Raw genomic sequence first — 21,675 nt, 5'->3', positions numbered from 1 at the left:
TCAGGACGCGAAGAGCTCCTGCAGCCGCTGCACGCCCTCCAGGAGCGCCTCGTCGCCGAGCGCGTAGGACAGGCGGAGGTAGCCGCTGGGACCGAAGGCCTCACCCGGGACGACGGCGACCTCGGCCTGTTCGAGGATCAGGTCGGCGAGCTCGAGGGTCGTGGTGGGCCGCATGCCCCGCCACTCGCGTCCGAGCAGTCCGGTGACGTCCGGGTAGGCGTAGAACGCGCCCAGCGGGTTCGGGACGGTCACGCCCTCGATCTTCGCCAGCTCGGTGACGATCGTGCGCCGACGGCGGTCGAAGGCCTGCCGCATCTGCTCCACCTCGACCTGAGGACCGGTGAGGGCGGCCAGAGCCGCACGCTGGGCGATGTTGTTGACGTTGCTGCACAGATGCGACTGCAGGTTGCCCGCGAGCTTGATCGCGTCCTTCGGGCCGATCATCCAGCCCAGCCGCCACCCGGTCATCGCGTACGTTTTCGCCACGCCGTTGACCAGGATCGTCTGCGCGGCGGCATCCGGGACGGCCTCCACGATCGAGACGGCGCGCATCCCCTCGTACACGAGGTTCTGGTAGATCTCGTCCGAGATGATCCAGATGCCGTGCTCGACGGCCCATTCGCCGATCGCGCGGGTCTCATCGGCGGTGTAGACAGCCCCGGTCGGGTTGGAGGGCGACACGAAGACGAGAGCGGTGGTGCGCTCCGTGCGCGCGGCCTCGAGCTGCTCGACCGTCACCTTGTAGCCCTGGTCGGCACCGGCGAAGACCTCGACCGGCACGCCGTCGGCGAGGGCGATCGCCTCGGGATACGTGGTCCAGTACGGGGCGGGAAGGAGCACCTCGTCGCCCGGGTTCACCACGGTCTGGAAGGCCTGGTACACGGCCTGCTTCCCGCCGTTGGTGACGATGATCTGCGACGGGTCGACCTCGAGACCGGAATCCTGCAGCGTCTTCACGGCGATCGCCTCGCGCAGCACCGGGAGGCCCGCGGCCGGGGTGTAGCGGAAATTCGCGGGGTCGCGCAGCGCCTCGGCGGCCGCGTCCACGATGAACTGCGGCGTGGCGAAGTCCGGCTCGCCCGCCGCGTAGGAGATGACCGGGCGTCCGGCCGCCTGCAGCGCCTTCGCCTTGGCATCCACCTTCAGTGTGGCGGATTCGGCGATGGCGGAGAGCTTGCGGGAGAGCGGAGCGCGTTCGGTCACAGTACGAGGGTAGTCGGCGGCGCACGTGCGCGCGGGTCGAGTTGCGGCGTGCATCGCGGGGAATTCGTCCATCCACCGAATGGGGGATGCCTCCTCCGACGGATGACGGCTGGGCGCGGCATCCGCCCGTGGCGAGGCTGGAGGCATGCACAAACAAGCCGTGCAGGTGCGGAACCTGCGCAAGACCTACGGCGGCCGCCCGGTCGTCGACGGTGTGACGTTCGGCATCGAGCGGGGCGAGACGTTCGCGCTGCTCGGGCCGAACGGTGCCGGCAAATCGACCACGGTCGAGATCCTGGAGGGGTACCGTCGACGCGACGGCGGCGACGTCGAGGTGCTCGGCGTCGACCCCGAACACGGCGGTCTCGGATTCAAGGCGCGGCTGGGGATCGTGCTCCAGTCCACCGGCCAGTCCGGGCTCGTCACGGTTCACGAGCAGCTGCGGCAGTTCGCCGGCTACTACCCCCACCCGCGCGACGTCGACGAGGTCATCGCGGCGGTGGGACTGCAGGAGCAGGCGAAGACGCGGATTTCCAAGCTCTCAGGCGGTCAGCAGCGCCGTGTGGACGTCGCCCTCGGCATCATCGGGCGCCCGGAGGTGCTCTTCCTGGACGAGCCGACGACCGGGTTCGACCCGCACGCGCGGCGCGAGTTCTGGGACCTCATCCGTCGACTCCAGAGCGAAGGCACCACCATCGTCCTCACGACGCACTACCTCGACGAGGCGGCGCAGCTGGCCGATCGCGTGGCCGTGATCGCGGACGGTCGGATCCGCGCGATCGGCCCGCTCGACACCTTCGGCGGCGCCGACGCACGCGCTGCGCGCGTGCGCTGGATCGAGGCAGGCGTCGTCCGCGAGGAGCGGGTGACCGATCCCGGCACCTTCCTGCTCGCCCTCGCTCAGCGCCTCGGCGGTGCCCTCGAGGGGCTCGAGGTCGTGCGGCCGAGCCTGGAGGACATCTACCTCGACCTCGTCGCCGAGACATCCCTCATCCCCGCCGCGACTGCGGCGCACACCACGGAGACGACCCGATGAACGCGACCCCGGCACAGGCCGCTCACACCAGAAGCGCCATCCTGCTCGGCGCCTGGCGCGCCCGTTTCGAGCTCATGCAGTACTTCCGCTCCGGCGACACGCTGTTCTTCACGTTCCTGTTCCCGATCGTGATGCTCGGCCTGTTCAGCGTCGCCTTCGGCTCGTCGGGTGACATCCAACCCGGACCGGGGGCGCCTGCGATCTCGGTCGCCCAGATGTTCCTACCGGGCATGATGGCCGCGGGGCTCCTCCTGTCGGGGTTCCAGAACCTCGCGATGGACATCGCGGTCGAGCGATCCGAGGGCATGCTCAAGCGGCTGGGCGGCACCCCGCTGTCCCCGGTGAGCTACTTCCTGGGCAAGATCGGACAGGTCGCGGTCACCGCGGTGCTCCAGGCCGGTCTGCTCCTCGTCTTCGCCGGCGCGATCCTCGGCGTTCCGCTTCCCACGGAGCCGTCCCGGTGGCTCACGTTCGCCTGGGTGTTCCTCCTCGGCATCGCCTCGTCGGCGCTGCTGGGCGTCGCGCTGTCGGCGGTGCCCCGCACGGCCAAGAGCGCGACCGCGGTCGTGATCCCGATCGCGCTGGTGCTGCAGTTCATCTCCGGCGTCTACTTCGTCTACTACGACCTTCCCGAGTGGCTGCAGAACGCCGCGGGTATCTTCCCGCTCAAGTGGATGGCGCAGGGCATGCGTGCGGTGTTCCTTCCCGGCGAGTACGCCGTGCTCGAGCAGGGCGGCGAGTGGGCGCTCGGCGCGGTGGCGCTGGCGATGGCCGTCTGGCTGGTCGTCGGTCTGGCGCTGTCACTGGTCACCTTCCGGTGGATCCGACGCGACGCGTAGCCTGAAGGGCGGACGGAGGCGAGCGGGCAACCGCTCGCCTCCTTCGAGGAGCCGGCCGGGGTGGCGACAGTGGCTCGCCCCGGCACGGAAGGACAAGACATGCTCAACCCGCGCTGGTGGGACGTGGCTATGGGGGCCGGCTCGGCGACCCTCGCCGTCGCCCTGCTGTTCGGGCTGGGACCGGGCAGCGTCGCCGAGCGCATCGTCGCGCTGCTGATGATCGTCGCGCTGGGACTGGCGTACCTCTTCATCGCGCGGCCCGGGATCGGGGAGCCGGCCGGCTGGCGATTCGCCGCGTTCCTCGCGGCCGCCGCCGGCATCGTCGTCGTCGGCACCGCCGCCGCACCGTTCCTCGCCATGCTGCAGGTGCTCGTGTACCCCCTCGTGTGGGTGCTGGGCGACACCCGCAGACGCGGCATCGCCGGCTCGGTCGTGATCGCCGTGGCGATCGTCGTCGGCTACGGCATCGAGGGGGACTTCTCGCTCGGCGCGCTGATCTCCGGCGCGACCACCGCGGGCTTCTCGCTCGCGTTCGCCGTCGCCCTCGGCCTGTGGATCTCGAGCATCGCGGAGTACGGGGAGGAACGTGCGCGGCTGCTCGTCGAACTCACGGCGGCGCAGGCCGAGGTGGAAGCGCTCAGCCGCGATCGCGGCGCGGCGCAGGAGCGGGAACGGCTCGCGCGCGACATCCACGACACCCTCGCGCAGACGCTCGCCGGGCTCGTCATCCTCGCCGAGCGGGCCGGCCGGCTGGCGCGGGACGGTGGCGATCCGGACGCCGCCGCACGCGCGATCGAGACCGTCGAGCAGCTGGCGCGCGAGGCGCTGACCGAAGCGCGCGCCCTCGTCGCGCGCACCGCCGCGGTGCCGTCCGACGCCGCCTTCAGCGACGCTGTCACCAGGCTCGCGGACCGGTTCCGCACCGAGGGTGAGGCGTCGATCGAACTCCGGCTGGACGGCGCGCATCCGTCGCTGGACCGCGATGCGCAGGTGGTGCTGCTGCGCTGTCTGCAGGAGATGCTCGCGAACGTGCGCAAGCACGCAGCCGCTTCCCGCGTTCTGGCGCGGATCGACGTGGACGAGGACGGGTCGGCGCGGCTCGAGGTCAGCGACGACGGTCGCGGGTTCGATCCGCTCGCCCCGCGCGCGGGCTTCGGCATCGACGGCATGAGCGAGCGCGTGGCGCTCGCCGGGGGAACCTTCGAGGTCGTCTCCACGCCGGGTCACGGCACCGTCGTGCGCGTGCACCTTCCCGCCGTGCGTGTGCGCGCGGGAGGTGTCGCATGATCCGGCTGCTGATCGCCGACGACCACCCGATCGTGCGCGCCGGACTGGCCGGGCTGCTGTCGGACGAACCGGGTCTGGACGTCGTGGCCGAGGCATCCGACGGGGAGGAAGCGGTGCGCCTGGCGGCGGCCACACGCCCCGACGTGGTGCTCATGGATCTACGGATGCCGGGAACGGACGGCGTCGCGGCGACGGCGCGCATCGTCGCCGGCGACGCGGGGACACGGCCGCCTCGCGTGCTGATCCTCACGACATACGAGTCCGACGACCAGATCCTCGCCGCGATCGAGGCCGGAGCATCCGGGTATCTGCTGAAGGCGGCGCCGCAGGCGGAGATCGTCGCCGGCATCCGATCGGTCGCGGCCGGGCAATCGGCGCTCTCGCCGCAGGTGGCGGTGCGGCTCGTCGAGCGGATGCGCCGGCCCGAGCCCGAGACCGTGCTCACCGCGCGGGAGACCGAGGTGCTGCGGCTGGTGTCGACCGGTCACAGCAACAAGCAGATCGCGACGGCCCTCGGGATCGGCGAGTCCACGGTGAAGACCCACCTGCTCAAGGTGTTCGACAAGCTCGGGGTGGCCGACCGCACCCGCGCCGTCACCCTCGCGATGGAGCGCGGCCTTCTGCCCTGACGAAGTCTGAGACGACGGATGCCTCGGGCCGGTGCGCCGGCACCGGCTCGAGGCATCCGCCTGTTCGAGGTCAGTCTCTCTCGACGAGGAACCGCGCGTACGCCGGCAGCGTCAGGAACGCCGGGAACTCGGTCCCCAGGGCGACGTCGCGGAACACCTCGGCCGCGTCGTCGAACCGGTCGCCGTCCCGACGTTCGACCTCGGTGAGCACCTGGTCGATGAGCCCCTCGACGTAGTCGCGGGTGATCGGCGTCCCATCGTCGGTGGTGCGGTCCTGATGGATCCACTGCCACACCTGGGAGCGCGAGATCTCGGCGGTGGCGGCATCCTCCATGAGGTTGTCGATCGCGACGGCCCCCAGGCCCCGCAGCCATGCCTCGATGTATCGGATGGCGACCGACACGTTCGCGTGCACGCCGGCGGCGGTGATCGGCCGCCCGATGTGGACGTCGATGAGGTCAGACGCCTGCACCTCGACGTCGGGGCGCTGCCGGTCCAGCTGGTTCGGCCGGTCGCCCAGCACCGCGTCGAACTCCGCCTGCGCCACCGGGATGAGATCGGGGTGAGCCACCCACGTGCCGTCGAAGCCGTCGCCGGCCTCGCGCTTCTTGTCGGCGGCGACCTTCTCGAACGCGCGCTCGGTGACCCCGGGATCGCGCCGGCTCGGGATGAATGCGCTCATGCCGCCGATCGCGAAGGCGCCCCGCTTGTGGCAGGTCTTCACGAGCAGCTCGGTGTAAGCCCGCATGAAGGGCACGGTCATCGTCACCTCGCTGCGGTCGGGCAGCACGAAGCGGGCCCCGCGGCCCCGGTAGTTCTTGATGATCGAGAAGATGTAGTCCCAGCGGCCCGCGTTCAGGCCTGCGCAGTGGTCGCGCAGCTCGAACAGGATCTCCTCCATCTCGAACGCCGCGGGGAGCGTCTCGATCAGCACGGTGGCGCGGACGGTCCCGTGCGGGATGCCCAGACAGCGCTCGCCGAACGTGAAGACGTCGTCCCACAGCTTCGCCTCCTCGCTGGACTCGAGCTTGGCGAGGTAGAAGTACGGTCCGCGGCCGCCGTCGATGAGCGCCTGCGCGTTGTGGAAGAAGTACAGCCCGAAGTCGACCAGGGACCCGGATGCGGCCAGGGTGCGACCCGTCCGGTCGGTGAAGCGCAGGTGCTCCTCCACCATGTGCCACCCGCGCGGGCGCATCACGATGGTCGGGGTGCGCTCGGCGGTGACCTCGTAGCGCCGGCCGTCCGGGGCGGTGTAGGTCAGTTCGCCGCGGATCGCGTCGCGGAGGTTCAGCTGCCCTTCGATGACGTTCTTCCAGGTCGGGCTCGTGGCGTCCTCCTGGTCGGCCAGCCACACGCGGGCGCCCGAGTTGAGGGCGTTGATGGTCATCTTCGGATCGGTCGGCCCCGTGATCTCGACGCGGCGGTCCTCCAGCCCGGGGCCCGCGCCGGCGACCTGCCAGTCGGCATCCTCGCGGATGTGCCGGGTGTCGTCGCGGAACTGCGGGTCGTGCCCGTTGCCGATCTCGAAACGCCGGCGCAGCCGATCGGCCAGGCGATCGTGGCGTCGCGCGCCGAAGCGGTGATGTAGCTCGGTGAGGAAGGCGAGCGCCTCGGGCGTGAGGATCTCGTCGTAGCGGGGACCCAGGCGCCCGGCGATCTCGATCGAGGGCTGATGGGTCTGCGTGGGGATCGGGCCGGTGCGCGTGCGCATCGGGCTGGTGGTTGAACGTGTCATCGTCTTCTCCTTCGTGCTGTCACTCATGTCGTGTGCAGGCATCCGTGCCCCGGCGCCGTGTGCTCGCATCCGGTTCCGGCATCCGTGTCCCGAAAAAGCGGTTCGCGCGGCGCTTCAAGCCGGTTCTTCGGGACATGCACCCGTGGATCCGGGACATGCGCCGGTGGGATCGGGACATGGATGCCGTCCTGCGGGGGAGTCGGCACCGGTGTCGCTGCTCAGTGGAACTGGGCGGTCTCGGTGGAGCCGGCGAGGGCGAGCGTGGCGCTGTCGGGGTTGAGCGCCGTCGAGACGCGGTCGAAGTAGCCGGTGCCCGCCTCGCGCTGGTGCCTGGTGGCGGTGTAACCGGATGCCTCGGCGGCGAACTCGGCTTCCTGCAGCTCGACGTACGCGCTCATGGCGCGCTCGGCGTAGCCGCGGGCGAGATCGAACATCGAGTAGTTCAGGGCGTGGAAGCCGGCGAGGGTGATGAACTGGAACTTGTAGCCCAACTCGGCCAGCTCCGCCTGGAAGGTGGCGATCTGCCGATCGTCCAGGTGCCGCTTCCAGTTGAAGCTCGGCGAGCAGTTGTAGGCCAGCAGCTTGCCCGGGAACCGTGCGTGGATCGCGTCGGCGAAGGCGCGTGCCAGCTCGATGTCGGGCTCGCCGGTCTCGACCCACAGAAGATCCGCGTACGGCGCGAAGGCGAGGCCGCGGCTGATCACCGGTTCGATGCCCGGGCGCACACGATAGAAGCCCTCGGTCGTGCGCTCGCCGGTGAGGAACTCCCGGTCGCGCTCGTCCACGTCGCTGGTGAGCAGGTCGGCGGCGAGGGCGTCGGTGCGCGCGACGATCACCGTCGGCACATCGGCGACGTCGGCGGCCAGCCGCGCGGCGTTCAGCGTCCGGATGTGCTGCTGCGTCGGCACCAGCACCTTGCCGCCGAGGTGCCCGCACTTCTTCTCGCTCGCCAGCTGGTCCTCCCAGTGGATGCCGGCGGCTCCGGCCTGGATGAGGGACTGGGCGAGTTCGTACGCGTTCAGCGGACCGCCGAAGCCGGCCTCGGCATCCGCCACGATCGGGGCCAGCCAGTCACGCGTGAGCGTGCCCTCGGCGTGCTCGATCTGGTCCTGACGGAGCAGGGCGTTGTTGATGCGGCGCACGACGGCGGGCACCGAGTTGGCCGGATACAGGCTCTGGTCGGGATAGGTCTGGCCGGCGAGGTTGCCGTCGGCGGCGACCTGCCAGCCGCTCAGGTAGATCGCCTTCAGACCGGCCCGCACCTGCTGGACGGCCTGCCCGCCGGTGTAGGCGCCGAGCGCGCGGATGCACTCCTCCGTGTGCAGCAGGGTCCACAGGTTCTCGGCGCCTCGGCGGGCGAGGGTGTTCTCCTCCCGCACCGATCCCCGCAGAGCGACGACGTCTTCGGCGGTGTAGGTCCGCTCGACACCGTCCCAGCGGGGGTCGGTGTCCCAGATCTCCTGGAGCTCGGCTGCGGTCTGCGTCTGGTCGCCGGCGCGCAGCGGTGCGCGTCCGTAGGCTGTGTGGTTCGTCGTCATGATCGTCCTCTCGCAGTGTCGGCGGCTCCGCACGCGGCGGTGTCCGACGGATCGGATGCCTCGGCGCGGTGCCTCGGCGGGGCTGGTGTCATCCACTGTGGGGTGAAGATCCAGGTGGGACAGGGCCGGGATGGGTGTGAACTTTCCCAAGAGTTCTGTTTTCGTGACAGAATCCGCTCATGTCCTCGCCGCTGACCCGTGACGCTCGCGCCGAAGTTCCCGACGATGAAGGGGTGGATCCCCTCACGATCGGCCGGCGCATCCGACGGCTCCGCGCTGACCGCGGCATGACCCTCGACGCCCTCGCTGCAGCCGTCGATCGCGCGCCGAGCCAGCTGTCGATGATCGAGAACGGTCGGCGTGAGGCGAAGCTCACGCTGCTCCAGGCGATCGCGCGCGCCCTGGGAACCTCGCTCGAGGCGCTGCTGGAATCCGAGCCGCTCGATGAGCGGGCCACGCTCGAGATCGCCCTGGAGCGCGCCATGCGCGGACAGACGTTCCAGGCGCTCGGCATCCCGCCCTTCCGGATCGGCAAGACGGTGCCCACGGAGGTGCTGAAGGCGATGCTGGCGCTTCGGAACGAGATCGAGCGCCTTCGCGACGAGCGCGCGGCCACGCCCGAGGAGGCGCGTCGGGCCAACGTGGCACTGCGCCGGCTCATGCGCACGCAGGACAACTACTTCGAGGAGCTCGAGACGCAGGCGCGAGGCATCCTGGATGCCGTCGACCATCCGGGTGGGCCGCTGACACAGCGCACCGCCTCCGACATCGCCGCGCATCTGGGCTTCACGCTGCACTACGTGCCCGACCTGCCTCAGACCACTCGCAGCGTCGCCGACATCAAGAACGGGCGCCTGTACCTGTCGAGCCGCCTCGCCGACAGAGGCGACCCGCGCACCGCCGTGCTGCAGGCGCTGTCGAGCCGCATCCTCGGCCACCGCGAGCCGACGTCGTACGCCGAGTTCCTGCGGCAGCGGGTCGAGACGAACTACCTCACCGGCGCGCTGCTCATCCCAAGGGCGCACGCGGTGCCGTTCCTGCAGGACGCCAAGAAAGACCGGGCGATCTCGATCGAGGACCTCCGCGACGCGTACTCGGTGTCGTACGAGACCGCGGCGCATCGCTTCACCAACCTCGCGACGGTGCACCTGGGCATCCCCGTGCACTTCCTCAAGGTCCACGAGTCCGGCACGATCACGAAGGCGTACGAGAACGACGACGTGAACTTCCCGACCGATCGCCTGGAATCGATCGAGGGGCAGATGTGCTGCCGCCGGTGGACCTCGCGCGTCGTGTTCGACGTCGACGACCACTTCAACCCGTACTACCAGTACACCGACACGGGCAACGGCACGTACTGGTGCACCGCCCGGGTGGAGTCCTCGAGTGAGGGTGCGCATTCGGTGTCGGTGGGCGTGCGCTTCGACGACACGAAGTGGTTCCTCGGCCGGGACACGCCCCATCGCGGCGTGTCCACGCACTCGGTGGAGGTGTGCTGCCGCCGCGCGCCCGCCGAGCTCGAGGCGGCATGGCGCGAGAACGCGTGGCCGAACGTGCGGACCCCGCGCACGCTGCTGGCGACCCTGCCGACGGGGGCGTTCCCCGGCGTGGACACCACCGACGTGTACGAGTTCCTCGAGGCGCACGCGCCTCGCTGAGCGGGATGCCGGGCCCGGCGAGAGGCGGGCGGCCGCGGCAGTTCCCTGCGAGCGCTGCTGTTGCGGATGCCGCGCTCGCAGGAAACGGCAGCGGTCGGCCATAAAGCCGGACCGCGGAGCTATCCGGATGCCTCGACGAGGAGATGGTGGTGGGCCAGGCGGCGCAGCGCGAGAAGGACCGGCTCGTACAGCGCGGTGCCGAGGACCGCGTACGGCACCGCGTCGGCGATCGGCATGTCCGCCATCGGGGCGATCTCGTCGACGGCGACCGCGCGCATCGCGTCGCCGTAGCGGCGGAGGACGTCGGGGGAGGCATCCAGCCCCGCCGCCTCGAGCGCGCTCAGCGCCTGCTCCAGCTGGGGAACCGCGGTGAAGTCGGCGTCGTAGGTCAGGCCCAGCGCTGCGATCGCGGCGCGGGCGCGCGGATAGTCCTCGCTCTCCCGGTCCACGTAGGGGGGCAGCGCTCCGACGGCACGGCCGAGCGTCTCCAGGGGAGACGCGACCGGTTCGTCGACGAGGGCCAGGATGTCGCGCACCCGTGATAGCGGAAGGCCGCGCACGTCGGCGAGGGCGGCGATGAGACGGAGGCGGGCGAGGTGGTCCTCGCCGTACTCCGCGCGCGTCGCGGCGACGGCCTCGCCGCGAGGAAGCATCCCCTCGCGGATGTAGAACTTGACCGTCGCGACCGGCACCCCGCTGCGCTGCGACAGCTCGGAGATCTTCATATCCACCTCCCGCTTGCCTTGGATACTATCCCTATCTAACATTGGAGAGTCGAACTATCCAAGGAGGTCGCCATGGATCCCGTCCTCACGATCGTCGCCGGCGCGACGATCCTCACCGTCCTCGGCATCATGTCCGGGGGCACGTTCCTGCTGCGCATCGCCACGGGCGGCCTGGCGTTCAACGGCCTTCAGAGGACGTTCTTCCGAGCGGGCCACGCCCACGCCGGCGTGCTCGTGCTGCTGGGGCTCGTGTGCCTGCTCCTGCTGTCGGCGGCCGGAGCCCCTGCCCCGTGGCAGTGGGCCGCGATCGGCGTGCTGGCCAGTGCCATCCTCATACCCGCCGGGTTCTTCCTGTCGGTCCTCGGGCGGGACCCGCAACGACCGGGCCGCGCCATGGCGCTCCTGTGGGCCGGCGTCGTCGTGCTCGCAGCATCCCTTCTCGCCGTCGGGGTGGGCGTCATCGTCGCGGGGGTCGCCGGGCTGGGATGAGCCGTGCGGCCACGGCCGGAGGCACGCTGCGGGTTAGGCTCGCACAATGGCTCTGTTCTCGCGCCGCCCGAAGACGCCGTCCGATCCCCAGCCGGCGGACGCTCCCGCGGGCGAGGAGCTCGCCGCCCCGGCGGCGCCCGACACCGCGAAGGCCGACGCCGAGGCGGCGTCGGTTCGGGATGCGGCCGATGCCGGACAGCAGACGGATGCCGGCACCCCGGCCGAGGCCGCACCGCCGGTATCGATCTCGGTCTCGTCCTTCGGCGGGCTCGGGACCACGCCGACGACCGCGAAGCGCCCCGCGGCGAGTTCCGACGCAGCCGCCTCGAGCGCGGCGGCGACCGCGAGGAGGCGTCCTCGTCCCGGTGCGCGCAGCGAGACCGAGATCGCTCCGCCGACATCCGAGACCGTTCCCGGGCTGCGCGACAACGCCCTGCTGCGGGCGGCCCTGTCGCGTATGGGGGAGGAGCCCGCGTCGCAGGCGCTGCTCGAGGTCACCCGGCAGCTGCTGCAGGGCCACGTGTTCCTGCGCGTGAAGGGCGACGCCCGAGCCCTGCTGGCGGAAGGGAAGGATCTGCCTCTGGCCGTCGCCACGGCAGGGGAGCGGACCTTCGCTCTGGCCTACTCCAGCGGTGCAGCACTCCAGGCGAGCTTGCGCAGCGACGGGGACGTCGACACGTCGGCGATGGGACAGCCGGTGCTCAACGTGCTGCGGCACGTCACCGCGGGCGCCTATGACGGCATCATCATCGACCATGCCTCGGCGCCCGCGCGGGCCGTGCTGCCCAAGGAACTGCTGCAGAAGGTCCTGGAGCAGGCCGATCCGCAGCTGACGCTCAAGACGCTGCTCTCGGGGGAGCGCACGTCGGCCACGACCGCCGCTGTGACCGCGGCGCTGACGCACGCGCCGCTGTGGGTGGCGGTGGGGACCGCGGCCGGCGGGCAGCCGGGCCTGGCCGAAGGGCGCCTCCCCGACGGATCGCGCTACCTCGAGCTGTACTCGCACCCGCTCGAGGTGGCGGTGATGGGACGCGGCGACAACGCCGCCCCGATCACCGGCGCGCAGCTGGCTCGTGCGCTGCGCGGTGACGCCGGGCTGAGCGGCGTCGTCGTCGACCCCGCCGGTCCCTGGGTGCGCCTGTCCCGCGCCGACCTGGCGCCGGTGCTCGCGCTCGCGGACTGATCCGCCCGCCCACGCCGATCCACCCGCAGGGGTGCGGGATGTCGCGCGCGGCGCCTAGGGTCGGACCATGGCGTCCGAACGCATCACTCTGACCGTGCCCGGAGCGGACGGCGATCGCGAGGTCGGCGTGTCGAATCCGAATCGCGTGCTGTGGCCCGAGGTCGGCATCACCAAGCGCGAGCTTGCGGAGTACCTCGTCGCCGTCGGCGAGCCGTTCCTGGCCGCCAACGGTCATCGGCCGGTGTCCCTCGAGCGGTTCCCGGAGGGCGTGGACGGCGAGCGGTTCTACTCCAAGAACCCGCCGAAGGGCGCCCCCGCCTTCGTCGACGCGCAGACCGTGACGTACAACAGCGGGCGACGGCATCCGCAGATCGTCCTCACCGAGATCGCCGCCGCCGTGTGGGCGGTGCAGATGAACACCATCGTGTTCCACCCGTGGGCATCGCTCACCTCGAACACCGACAACCCGGTGGAGTTGCGGATCGACCTCGACCCTCAGCCGGGCACCGATTTCGCGGATGCCGCAGCTGTGGCGCCCGCGCTGCGCGACGTGCTCGCCGAGGCGGGATTGACGGCGTTCCTCAAGACCAGCGGGAACCGCGGCATCCACGTGTTCTGCCCCATCGAGCCCACCCACGAGTTCCTCGACGTCCGTCACGCCGTGATCGCCGCCGGTCGCGAGCTCGAGCGTCGCATGCCCGACAAGGTCACGATGAACTGGTGGAAGGAGGAGCGGGGCGAGCGGATCTTCATCGACTTCAATCAAGCCAATCGCGACCGCACGATGGCGGGCGCCTACAGTCCACGTGCACTCCCCGGCGCGACGGTGTCGACCCCGCTGACCTGGGAGGAGCTCGAGTCGGGCGACGTGGACCCCACGGCCTTCACGGTTCGGAGCATCCCGCAGCGCCTGTCGGACGGGGGAGACCCGTGGGCGGATCTGCTCGCCGAGCCCGGGCGCATCGACACGCTGCTGGAGTGGTGGCAGCGCGACCTCGACGACGGGCTGGGCGAGCTGCCGTTCCCGCCGGACTTCCCGAAGATGCCGGGCGAGCCGCCCCGCGTGCAGCCGAGCCGCATCAACCCCGACAACTGGCCGAAGCCGGAGTGAACGCTGCCTGCGGCGCCCGGCGAGCCGTTGCGCAGCACATTGCACGGCGATTGCAGCCTCCCGCGCCGAGCAGTCCGGCCCGATGCGCATTCCTTACCTTCGGCAGGACCGGGGCGAATGCCCCGGCACCACGACCGAAGGCACGAAATGACATCGCACACCGTTCCCACTCCCATCGTCCGAATGCCGGCGCCTCCGGGGCCTGAGCCGCGGCGCCGTGTCGTTCTCGGCGGCCTCCTCGCGGCGGCGAGTCTTCTGGCGCTGACCGGCTGCACGCTCACCCCTGAGCCCTCCAGCTCGCCGAGCGCCGACTCCCAACCGGCCGCCGCGGCTCAGCCGGCCGCGTCGGAGGCCGGCGCCGCCGCCTCCCCCGTCGCCGCTGAAGCAGAGGCGATCCTCGCCTGGCAGGATCGGTGGTACGACAACTTCTGCAGCACCGTCGTCATCTCGATGGGCGACGAGAACTGCGTCCGCATCGCTGTGGAAGGCATCGAGCTGATCGCAGCGAGCTCCGATCGAGTGGACGCCGCTCTTCCCGCGGACGCCGTCGGTGACGCCGTCCGGTCCGCAGCCGACGAGGCGGCGGTCGCCGCCGACGCCTTCGTCGCGGCCGCCTGCGACACGTCGCCATCCGACGCCTGCATCGAGCCGACCGACACGTTCACTGACGCGGTGCGCGCGTACGCGGACGTCCTCGAGGAGGCCGTGGCGGCCGCCTGACCCTCTCGCACACCGGAGCGGGGCCCGATCGCTATCGGGCCCCGCTCCGGTGTTGCGGCTCGCGGCCGCGGCACCGAGCACACAGGATTGCACGACGATTGCACGAGCGTTGGCGCACCACGCAGCGTGATTGCACGCCCGTAGCTTCGGCGGCATGAACACGACCAGACACCGCTCACGTCGCGGCCTCGTTCTCACGAGCGCCGCCCTGACCACCGCCTCAGCGTTCGCGCTGACCGGCTGCATGTCATTCCAGATCGGCGACCCGAAGGGCACGGAAGGCGCCGGCGTCGGATTCGACGACATCCAGTCCGCCACGATCCAGATCGAAGCCGTCGGCACCTTCGTATCACCCGAGATGGGCGGCTACGAGGCCGCGGGCCGAGGCTCCGGGTTCCTCATCAGCGACGACGGCCTCGCCGTGACCAACAACCACGTCGTCGTCGGCGCCGGCACCCTCAAGGTGTGGCGCGGGGGCGACACGTCTGAGACCCTCAACGCCAAGGTGCTGGGGTCCTCGGAGTGTCTCGATCTGGCCGTCATCCAGCTCCAGGAGGACCAGTACCCCTACTTCGGGTGGCGGTCGGGCGAGATCACCACGGCGACCGACGTGTACGCCGCCGGCTTCCCGCTGGGCGACCCCGAGTTCACGATGACCCGCGGCATCGTCTCGAAGGCCGACACCTCCGTCGACACCCCCTGGGCGTCGCTGGACCACGTCATCGAGCACGACGCGCGCATCCGAGGTGGCAACTCGGGCGGCCCGCTCGTGGACGCCGACGGCAAGCTCGTGGGCGTCAACTACGCCGGCAACGACCAGCACGACCAGAACCTCGCGATCCACCGCGACGAGGTGAAGAAGGTCATCAAGCAGCTCTCCTCCGGTGAGAGCGTGCTGAGCCTGGGCATCAACGGCACGGGCCTCATGACCGAGGAGGGCGAGGGCCTGGGCATCTGGGTCAACTCCGTCGCCTCCGGATCGGCCGCCGACGAAGCCGGGGTCGAGCCCGGCGACCTCCTCACCAAGATGGAGGGCGTCAGCGTCGGCACCGACGGCACGATGGCGGACTACTGCGACGTGCTGCGCACGCACGGACAGGACGCGACCTTGTCCGTCGAGCTCTATCGCCCGGCCGACGGCATCTACTACACCGGGCAGTTCAACGGCGACCCCGTCGAGGGTGTCTCCGTCGCAGCGCAGTCCGGTGCCGTCTCAGGGGGCTCCGGCGGAGGTGGCGCGGTCGCCGCGGGTGACTTCGTGTCGGTCGTCGACGACACCGGCAGCGTCACGGTTGACGTGCCGCAGGAGTGGTCCTCTCTCGATACCAGCGTCTACACCGACCCGCGCGGCGGGCAGTGGGCGCGCATCGACGCGAGCACCGATGTCGCCGCGTTCGCGAACGGCTGGTCCGTCCCGGGCGTCTCGGTGGTCGCCGCACCGGCCGACACCGCGACCATCTCACCCGAGGAATGGCTGCAGCTCACCGCCGACTACCTCCAGCAGTCCGGCTGCACGCAGCAGGCGATCGACGAGTACGCCGACGACCTCCACACCGGCGTGTTCCAGTACTGGAGCGCGTGCGGTGAGACCTCCGCCGACTACCTCATGCTCGCCGCCTACTCCAACGACGGCCAGTATGTGATCGTGCTGGCGGTCACCGCGCTGAGCGAAAGCGACTTCACCGCGATCGACCACGCTCTGGGGAGCTTCGCCGCGGCGTTCTGAGACGCTGAGACGGACCGGATGCCCCGGCGCGACGCGCGCCGGGGCATCCGCGCGCCCGCCTCCGGTGCATCCGCGCGCCCGCCTTCGGTGCATTGCGGCGTCGTTGCAGGGCTCGGGGCGGCTGCTCGGGGGCGCACGTGCGTGTCTAGCGTCGATGACATGAACATCCTGACGTGCCCCGATTGCGCGAAGATTGCACACGCCGCCGCGTCCGACGACGGGCGCAGTCGCGGCCCTAGCATCCTTACAGCGCAGGGCGGACGGTTGAGGGGGACACGGATGCGGATCGACATCGAACTGCTGGGATCGTTCCGGTTGCGGCTGGGTGATGAGGTCGTCCCGGTGCGAGGTGACCTGCCGCGCGCCCTGCTGGCCCGTCTCGCCGTCGTTCCCCGCGAGCTCGTGCCGGTCGAGACGCTGGTGGCCGACGTGTGGGGCGAGGATCCGCCGGAGAACGTGCTGTCGACCCTGCGCGCGCATCTGTCCCGTCTGCGCTCATCAGGACTCGGCGCGGCCATCGTCGGCGCGCGCGGCGGCTACATGCTCGAGCTGGCACGCGACGGCGTCGATCTGACGCGACTGCGCGACGGCGTCGCCGCCGCGGCGGAGATCGGCTCTGCCGAGGAGCGACTGGCCCGGCTGATGGAGCTGAGCGCCGCCGCCGGCCGCGAGCCGCTCGCCGACCTCGACGGCTTCCCCTTCGTGGCGGCGCTTCGTGCCGAGCACATGGAGGAGCGACGGCTGCTGGACGAGGACCTCGCGGAGGAGGCGATCGAGCTGGGTGACCACAGCCTGGCCACCGCCGTGCTCTCGGAAACCGTCCGGCGACACCCGTATCACGAGCGCCCCGCGCGCCTGCTGGCGATCGCGCTCGCCCGGTCGGCTCGGTACCCCGACGCGCTGGCCGCGATCGACGCCTATGGGGAGCGGCTCGGCGAGGAGCGGGGCTTGGACCTCTCGGCGCGGATGGAGTCGCTGCGGGCGTCGATCGTGCGCCTCGACCCCGCGGTGGTGGCCGGCGGCGGAGGCGGAACCGTCAGCCGCGTCGGCGTGGCGATCCCGCTGACGCGCTTCGTCGGCCGTGCCGCCGACCTCGCGCACCTGCGGGAGCTGCGAGGTCACGCGCGGCTCATCACCATCGTGGGTCCTGCCGGCATCGGAAAGACCAGGACGGCACTGGAGATCGCGCGAGAGGCCACCACGGCCATCGACGATGAGCAGTACATGGTGGACCTCGCCGACGTCCGCCACCCCGACGACGTCGTGGCGGCCATCGCCGCGGTCGTCCGGGCCCGTGAGCTCACGATCGACGGGATCGCCCGCCGGCTTCAGCGCGGGCGCGTGCTCCTCATCCTCGACAACGCCGACCACGTGCTCGGCGCCCTGGCCGTGGCGGCGGACTCGCTGCTCGCACAGACCAGCGCGCTGCGGCTCCTCGTGACCAGCCGGGAGCCGCTGCGGATCGCAGACGAGCACGTCGTCGTCCTGCGTCCCCTCGTCGACGAGGCCGCTGAGGACGCCTGGCGCATCTTCAGCGAGCGCGCGGCCGACGCGCGTGGCGGACGCGCCTTCGACGAAACCGAGATGGAGGACGCGCAGGAACTGTGCCGGCAGCTGGACGGCATCCCGCTCGCCCTCGAACTCGCAGCGGCCCGACTGGACATCCTCGACATCCACCAGGTGCGAGAGGGGATAGGCGCACACGGGAACGGCTCCGGGCGGCACGACAGCGTTCGCGCGGCGATCGGGTGGACGTTCGACGAGCTGACCGACCAGCAGCGCGAACTGCTGCTGGAGGTGGGTCGCTTCGCGGGCACCTTCACCATCGGCGCCGCAGCGGGCACCGCAGGGCGGCAGACCGACGGCACGTCTGAGCTGCTGATGCAGCTGGTGGGCAAGTCCCTCGTCTCGGTGGATCGCAGCGGCACGGGGCGCCGCCGATTCCGTGTGCTGGAGTCGACGCGCGAATTCCTGGCCGAGCGCGACGACCCAGCGCTCGTGCAGACGTGGCGACTGCGCCACCGCCAGTACTTCGCCGACCTGGCGCTGCGGCTCAGCCCGACGCTGCGGACCTTCGAAGCGCGCGACACGATGGCCGTGCTCGATGGGTTCCGCGCCGATCTCACTGAGGCCTTCGAACGAGCCGTCGAAGCAGGTGATCGGGATGCGGCCGTGCGCCTGGCCGGATCGCAGGCGCAGTACTGGTTCCTCCGCGGCCTCATCCGGGACGGCTGCGACCGGCTCAAGCGTGCGCTGTCGCTTCCCGGGCACGTCGTCGAGAGCGAGGGCTTCGCGTGGCTGGAGCTGGCGAACCTGGCTTACCAGTCCGGCGACGCGGCCACCGGCTTCGAGGCGATCGCGCGCGCCCGCGCGCTGGGCGAGGCAGGCGCCGACGCGTCGGTGACGGCCGTCGCACTGGCGCGGGAGGCGTACGGGCGCTCCATCTTCGGCGACCCCGAGACCGGAGAAACGCTCATGGCCCGAGCGATCGACCTGCTGCCCGACGCGCAGGCATGGGCGCGCAGCGAGGTGTTCATGAGCGAGGGGCAGTTGCGCCGCGCGCAGGGACGCGTCGAGGAGGCGCTCACCGCGCTCGCGGAGTCGCACCGGCTGGCGGCGTCGGTCGGCTACACCTGGATGGTGACGTCGTCGCAGTACGTCCTGGCCAAGGCTCTCGTCGACGCCCGACGTCCACGCGAGGCGATCGCCGTGGCGGGCCCGGCGATCACCGAGGCGCGAACGAACGAGGACGCCGCGGGTGCGCTCGCGCTCGTGCACATCGTGGCGGGTGCATGTGCGTATGTCGAGCGGCATGAAGTCGGCGTGCGGCTGCTGGGCGCCGCCGACGAGCTCGGCCGCCGGTACGACTACAACACGGCCGCGGCCGAGGGAGCCGACGCCCAGCGGCTGCGGGACGCGCTTGCGCAGGGGCTGACCCCGGCGGAGTTCGATCACCAGTACCGGATCGGCCGCCGCCTGAGCTGGGACGACATCGCGGCGCTGATCGACCGCTTGCCCCGCACGGTCCGGCAGATGGCGGAGGCGCCACCGCGATGAACCTGCGTCTTGTGCTGTTCGGCCCGTTCGCGGTGACCGGTCCCGACGCGCCGGCCGAAGTGAGAGGCGCCATCCCGCAGGCGATCCTCGCGCGGCTCGGACTGGAGCCGGGGCGCACGTTCACGACGGATGAGCTCGTGGCCGCACTGTGGCCGGAACCGTCGGCCACGCTCGTGTCGAGCCTGCGCGCGCACATCTCGCGGCTGCGCGCCCGTGGGTGGGGCAACGTCCTTTCGGGCGGGCGGGCGGGCTATCGGCTCGATCTGCCTGAGGATGCCGTCGACATCGCTCAGTTCCGGTCGCTGCTGCGAGTCTCCGGCGACGCGCGGATGTCCGCGCTGGAGCGTGCCGAGGGGCTGTGGCGGGGGGCGCCTCTGGCGGCCGCTTCCGGCTTCCCCTTCGCAGCTCCCGTCGTGGATCAGCTCACCGAGCTCCGCCGTACCGCGGGTGTCGAACTCGCGCAGGACCGTCTCGACCGGGGTCGGGCGGCGGCCGCCGTGACGGGACTGGCGCCGCTTGCACGCGACCTCACGGATGCACAGGTCGGGGCGCTCTATGCGCAGGCCCTCGACAGGTCCGGACGCACCGCCGACGCGCTCGCCGCGATCGACGAGCGAGTGGCAGCGCTGCGCGATGCCGGGCTGCCGCCCTCCGCCGAGCTCGGTGCGCTGCGGCTGACGATCGCACGGCAGGACGACGCCCCCGGCGACGCGGACGCACCGGCTCCCATCGACCGGATCGGCTTCCCGGCGCCCGTGACGCGTTTCATCGGGCGGGAGGCCGAACTCGAGGCGGTGCGCCGGGGAAGAGCGCAATCGCGCCTGGTCACGCTGACCGGCCCTGCAGGCGTGGGCAAGACGCGGCTGGCTGTGGAGCTCGCGCGTCGGGCCGGGGGCGAGGACGACGACAGTCAGTGGCTCGTCGACCTCGCCGTCGTCGCCTCGCCGGACCGCGTCGTCGGCGCGGTGGCGGAGGCCGTCGGCACAGACCACTCGCTCGACGCCGTCGCTGCGGCGCTCGGTGGCCGGCGCACCCTGTTGGTCCTCGACAACGCCGAGCACGTCCTCGGCGCCGTAGCGACGGTGTGCGCAGGACTGCTCGAACGGTGCGAGGGGCTGAACGTCGTGGTCACCAGCCGCGAGTCGATGCGGATGGCCGGGGAGCGCGTGATCGCCGTCGAGCCTCTCGTGGGAGCGAGCCTGGCGGACGCGGTCGACCTCTTCCTGCTGCGGGCGAGCGAGAGCAGCGGCATCACGGAGTGGAGCGAGGCGCAGGTCACGGCGGCCAGACGGCTGTGCGCTCAGCTGGACGGCCTGCCTCTGGCCATCGAGCTCGCGGCGTCACGGCTGGACGTGCTGACGCTGGACGAGCTGACGGCGTCGCTGAGCGAGCCGGCGGACGCCGGAAACGGCACGGCGTCTGTTCGGCGCCACGACTCGATCGACGCGGCGATCGATTGGAGCATCCGCACGACCTCCGTCGCCGAACGCGCGCTCTTGTCGCAGCTGGTCGAGTTCTCAGGCTCCTTCTCCCTCGAAGCCGTCGCGGGCATCTGCGCTGCCGACGGCTCGGACCCGCGCGAGATCACCGTGTCGTTGGCCCGCCGTTCGCTGGTGTCGGCGGTCGGGCCATCGCTCGGCGAACGCCGATTCCGGATGCTCGACACCGTCAAGCGCTACGTCAAGGCGACGCATCCCATCCCGGATCGCCCGGCCTGGCAGCGCCGGCACGCGGCGTGGATGACGGAGTACGCCGAACGTATGGGACCTCTGCTGCGAACTCCGGACTCTCGCCGCGCGCGCCAGGCACTGGCGGCGAACCGAGCGGATCTTGACGCCGCGACGATGCGCGCCATCGGGTGGGGGGACCGCAGCTTGGCGTTGCGGCTCGTGGCGGCGCTGGCCTGGTTCTGGTACGAGCGCGGAAGCGGCCACGAGACGATCGCGACCATCGAGCGGGTGCTCGACCTTCCTGGTGAGCCCATGCCGCATGCCGAGGCTGCTGCGCTGTACCCGCTGGTGTTCCTCCGGTCGATCTCCGGGGACGTGGTGGCGGTCGTCCACGCGATTCAGCGGTTCGCCGAGGTCGCCGACGAGGCGGCCGACCCGGCCTACGCGATGATCGCGCACACGCTCCTCGCCTCGCTGGCAGCCTACGAGGGAGGGGCGGACGCTGCGGCCGTCGAACTGGAGGTGGCGCGCGCCCATCGGGCGCGGGTCGGCGAGGATTCCCGCTGGGCGATCGCAGACCACCTGTACATCCGCGGCGACGCCTTTCGCATCGCGGGCCTCCCGGCCCAGGCGCTGGACTCCCTCGAAGAGGCGTACAGGATGGCCGGCGAGGTCGGTCACACCCGGACGCTCGCGGCGACGTGCTACATCACCGGGAAGGTCCTGACGGAAGTGGGAAGAGCGCGAGACGCGCTCGGGATGCTCCGTACGGGCGCGCAGCGCTCCGCCGAGAGGGAAGACGGCACGAGCACGGTCGCGGCGCTGAGCGCGTTCGCGGTGGCGCTGGTCGAACTCGGCGAGCACCGCCGCGCGGCCGAGCTGTTCGGGATCGTGGACGCGCAGGGGCCGCGCTTCGGGTTCCACCCGATCGCCTCGGACGGATCGTACGCGGCGCCCTTCCGCGAGCGGGCTGCTCACGAGCTCGGCGACGGTGCGTGGCGCGACGCCCTGGAGCGTGGGCGGGGTCGCGACCTTCGCTGGGCGATCACGCAGATCCTGTGACGACCGC

The 21,675-nt window shown here is 71.2% G+C and carries 16 protein-coding genes; 12 read left to right on the top strand and 4 right to left on the bottom strand.

Going from position 1 to position 21,675, the window contains the following annotated elements:
• A complete protein-coding gene (locus tag AC5RVZ_RS28730; protein WP_494069038.1) occupies positions 1-1,203 on the bottom strand; it encodes a pyridoxal phosphate-dependent aminotransferase in 1,203 nt (400 codons plus the stop codon).
• A 145-nt stretch (positions 1,204-1,348) separates the two neighbouring features.
• On the opposite strand from AC5RVZ_RS28730, the gene AC5RVZ_RS28725 reads away from it, so the two are divergent.
• The 4 genes from AC5RVZ_RS28725 (at position 1,349) to AC5RVZ_RS28710 (ending at position 4,994) form a co-directional block, all read left to right on the top strand.
• Complete coding sequence (locus tag AC5RVZ_RS28725) at positions 1,349-2,239, top strand: ABC transporter ATP-binding protein (protein WP_494069037.1); 891 nt, start codon at positions 1,349-1,351, stop codon at positions 2,237-2,239.
• The gene (locus tag AC5RVZ_RS28720; protein WP_494069036.1) at positions 2,236-3,078 is read left to right on the top strand and encodes an ABC transporter permease; all 843 of its coding nucleotides are present in this window, start codon (positions 2,236-2,238) and stop codon (positions 3,076-3,078) included. Before AC5RVZ_RS28725 ends, AC5RVZ_RS28720 begins: the two co-directional genes overlap by 4 nt.
• Positions 3,079-3,177: 99 nt before the next feature.
• Positions 3,178-4,365 carry a sensor histidine kinase gene (locus AC5RVZ_RS28715; RefSeq protein WP_494069035.1) on the top strand — a complete coding sequence of 396 codons (1,188 nt, stop codon included), beginning with the start codon at positions 3,178-3,180 and terminating at the stop codon, positions 4,363-4,365.
• A complete protein-coding gene (locus tag AC5RVZ_RS28710; RefSeq protein ID WP_494069034.1) occupies positions 4,362-4,994 on the top strand; it encodes a response regulator in 633 nt (210 codons plus the stop codon). Before AC5RVZ_RS28715 ends, AC5RVZ_RS28710 begins: the two co-directional genes overlap by 4 nt.
• Positions 4,995-5,064: 70 nt before the next feature.
• Here AC5RVZ_RS28710 and aceB read toward each other — a convergent pair whose 3' ends face one another.
• Both aceB and aceA read right to left on the bottom strand, forming a co-directional pair.
• Positions 5,065-6,705, bottom strand: a complete 1,641-nt coding sequence (gene aceB / locus AC5RVZ_RS28705) for a malate synthase A (RefSeq protein WP_494069074.1) — start codon at positions 6,703-6,705, stop codon at positions 5,065-5,067.
• Between the two features lie 242 nt (positions 6,706-6,947).
• Positions 6,948-8,267, bottom strand: coding sequence for an isocitrate lyase (aceA, locus tag AC5RVZ_RS28700; protein WP_494069033.1), 1,320 nt, complete (start codon positions 8,265-8,267; stop codon positions 6,948-6,950).
• Between the two features lie 179 nt (positions 8,268-8,446).
• Here aceA and AC5RVZ_RS28695 point away from each other — a divergent pair, with 179 nt between their 5' ends.
• A complete protein-coding gene (locus AC5RVZ_RS28695; RefSeq protein ID WP_494069032.1) occupies positions 8,447-9,925 on the top strand; it encodes a helix-turn-helix domain-containing protein in 1,479 nt (492 codons plus the stop codon).
• Positions 9,926-10,044: 119 nt separating this feature from the next.
• Here AC5RVZ_RS28695 and AC5RVZ_RS28690 read toward each other — a convergent pair whose 3' ends face one another.
• Entirely contained in the window at positions 10,045-10,650 is a 606-nt protein-coding gene (locus AC5RVZ_RS28690; protein WP_494069031.1) for a MerR family transcriptional regulator, read from the bottom strand.
• Between the two features lie 72 nt (positions 10,651-10,722).
• On the opposite strand from AC5RVZ_RS28690, the gene AC5RVZ_RS28685 reads away from it, so the two are divergent.
• The 7 genes from AC5RVZ_RS28685 to AC5RVZ_RS28655 all read left to right on the top strand — a co-directional run bounded on the left by AC5RVZ_RS28685 (position 10,723) and on the right by AC5RVZ_RS28655 (position 21,668).
• Complete coding sequence (locus tag AC5RVZ_RS28685; protein WP_494069030.1) at positions 10,723-11,139, top strand: hypothetical protein; 417 nt, start codon at positions 10,723-10,725, stop codon at positions 11,137-11,139.
• 46 nt (positions 11,140-11,185) lie between these two features.
• Complete coding sequence (locus tag AC5RVZ_RS28680; protein ID WP_494069029.1) at positions 11,186-12,322, top strand: SseB family protein; 1,137 nt, start codon at positions 11,186-11,188, stop codon at positions 12,320-12,322.
• 67 nt (positions 12,323-12,389) lie between these two features.
• Positions 12,390-13,433: a non-homologous end-joining DNA ligase gene (gene ligD, locus AC5RVZ_RS28675; RefSeq protein WP_494069028.1), complete on the top strand. Its 1,044-nt coding sequence runs from the start codon at positions 12,390-12,392 to the stop codon at positions 13,431-13,433.
• Positions 13,434-13,580: 147 nt separating this feature from the next.
• Positions 13,581-14,153 carry a hypothetical protein gene (locus AC5RVZ_RS28670; RefSeq protein ID WP_494069027.1) on the top strand — a complete coding sequence of 191 codons (573 nt, stop codon included), beginning with the start codon at positions 13,581-13,583 and terminating at the stop codon, positions 14,151-14,153.
• A gap of 154 nt (positions 14,154-14,307) precedes the next feature.
• Complete coding sequence (locus AC5RVZ_RS28665) at positions 14,308-15,879, top strand: S1C family serine protease (protein WP_494069026.1); 1,572 nt, start codon at positions 14,308-14,310, stop codon at positions 15,877-15,879.
• 279 nt (positions 15,880-16,158) lie between these two features.
• Complete coding sequence (locus AC5RVZ_RS28660; protein WP_494069025.1) at positions 16,159-18,936, top strand: ATP-binding protein; 2,778 nt, start codon at positions 16,159-16,161, stop codon at positions 18,934-18,936.
• Positions 18,933-21,668: an AfsR/SARP family transcriptional regulator gene (locus tag AC5RVZ_RS28655; protein WP_494069024.1), complete on the top strand. Its 2,736-nt coding sequence runs from the start codon at positions 18,933-18,935 to the stop codon at positions 21,666-21,668. Before AC5RVZ_RS28660 ends, AC5RVZ_RS28655 begins: the two co-directional genes overlap by 4 nt.
• Positions 21,669-21,675: the final 7 nt, after the last annotated feature.

It is taken from the genome of Arthrobacter sp. Cza30 (assembly GCF_059090765.1).
This window is presented reverse-complemented; position numbering and strand designations above follow the sequence as displayed.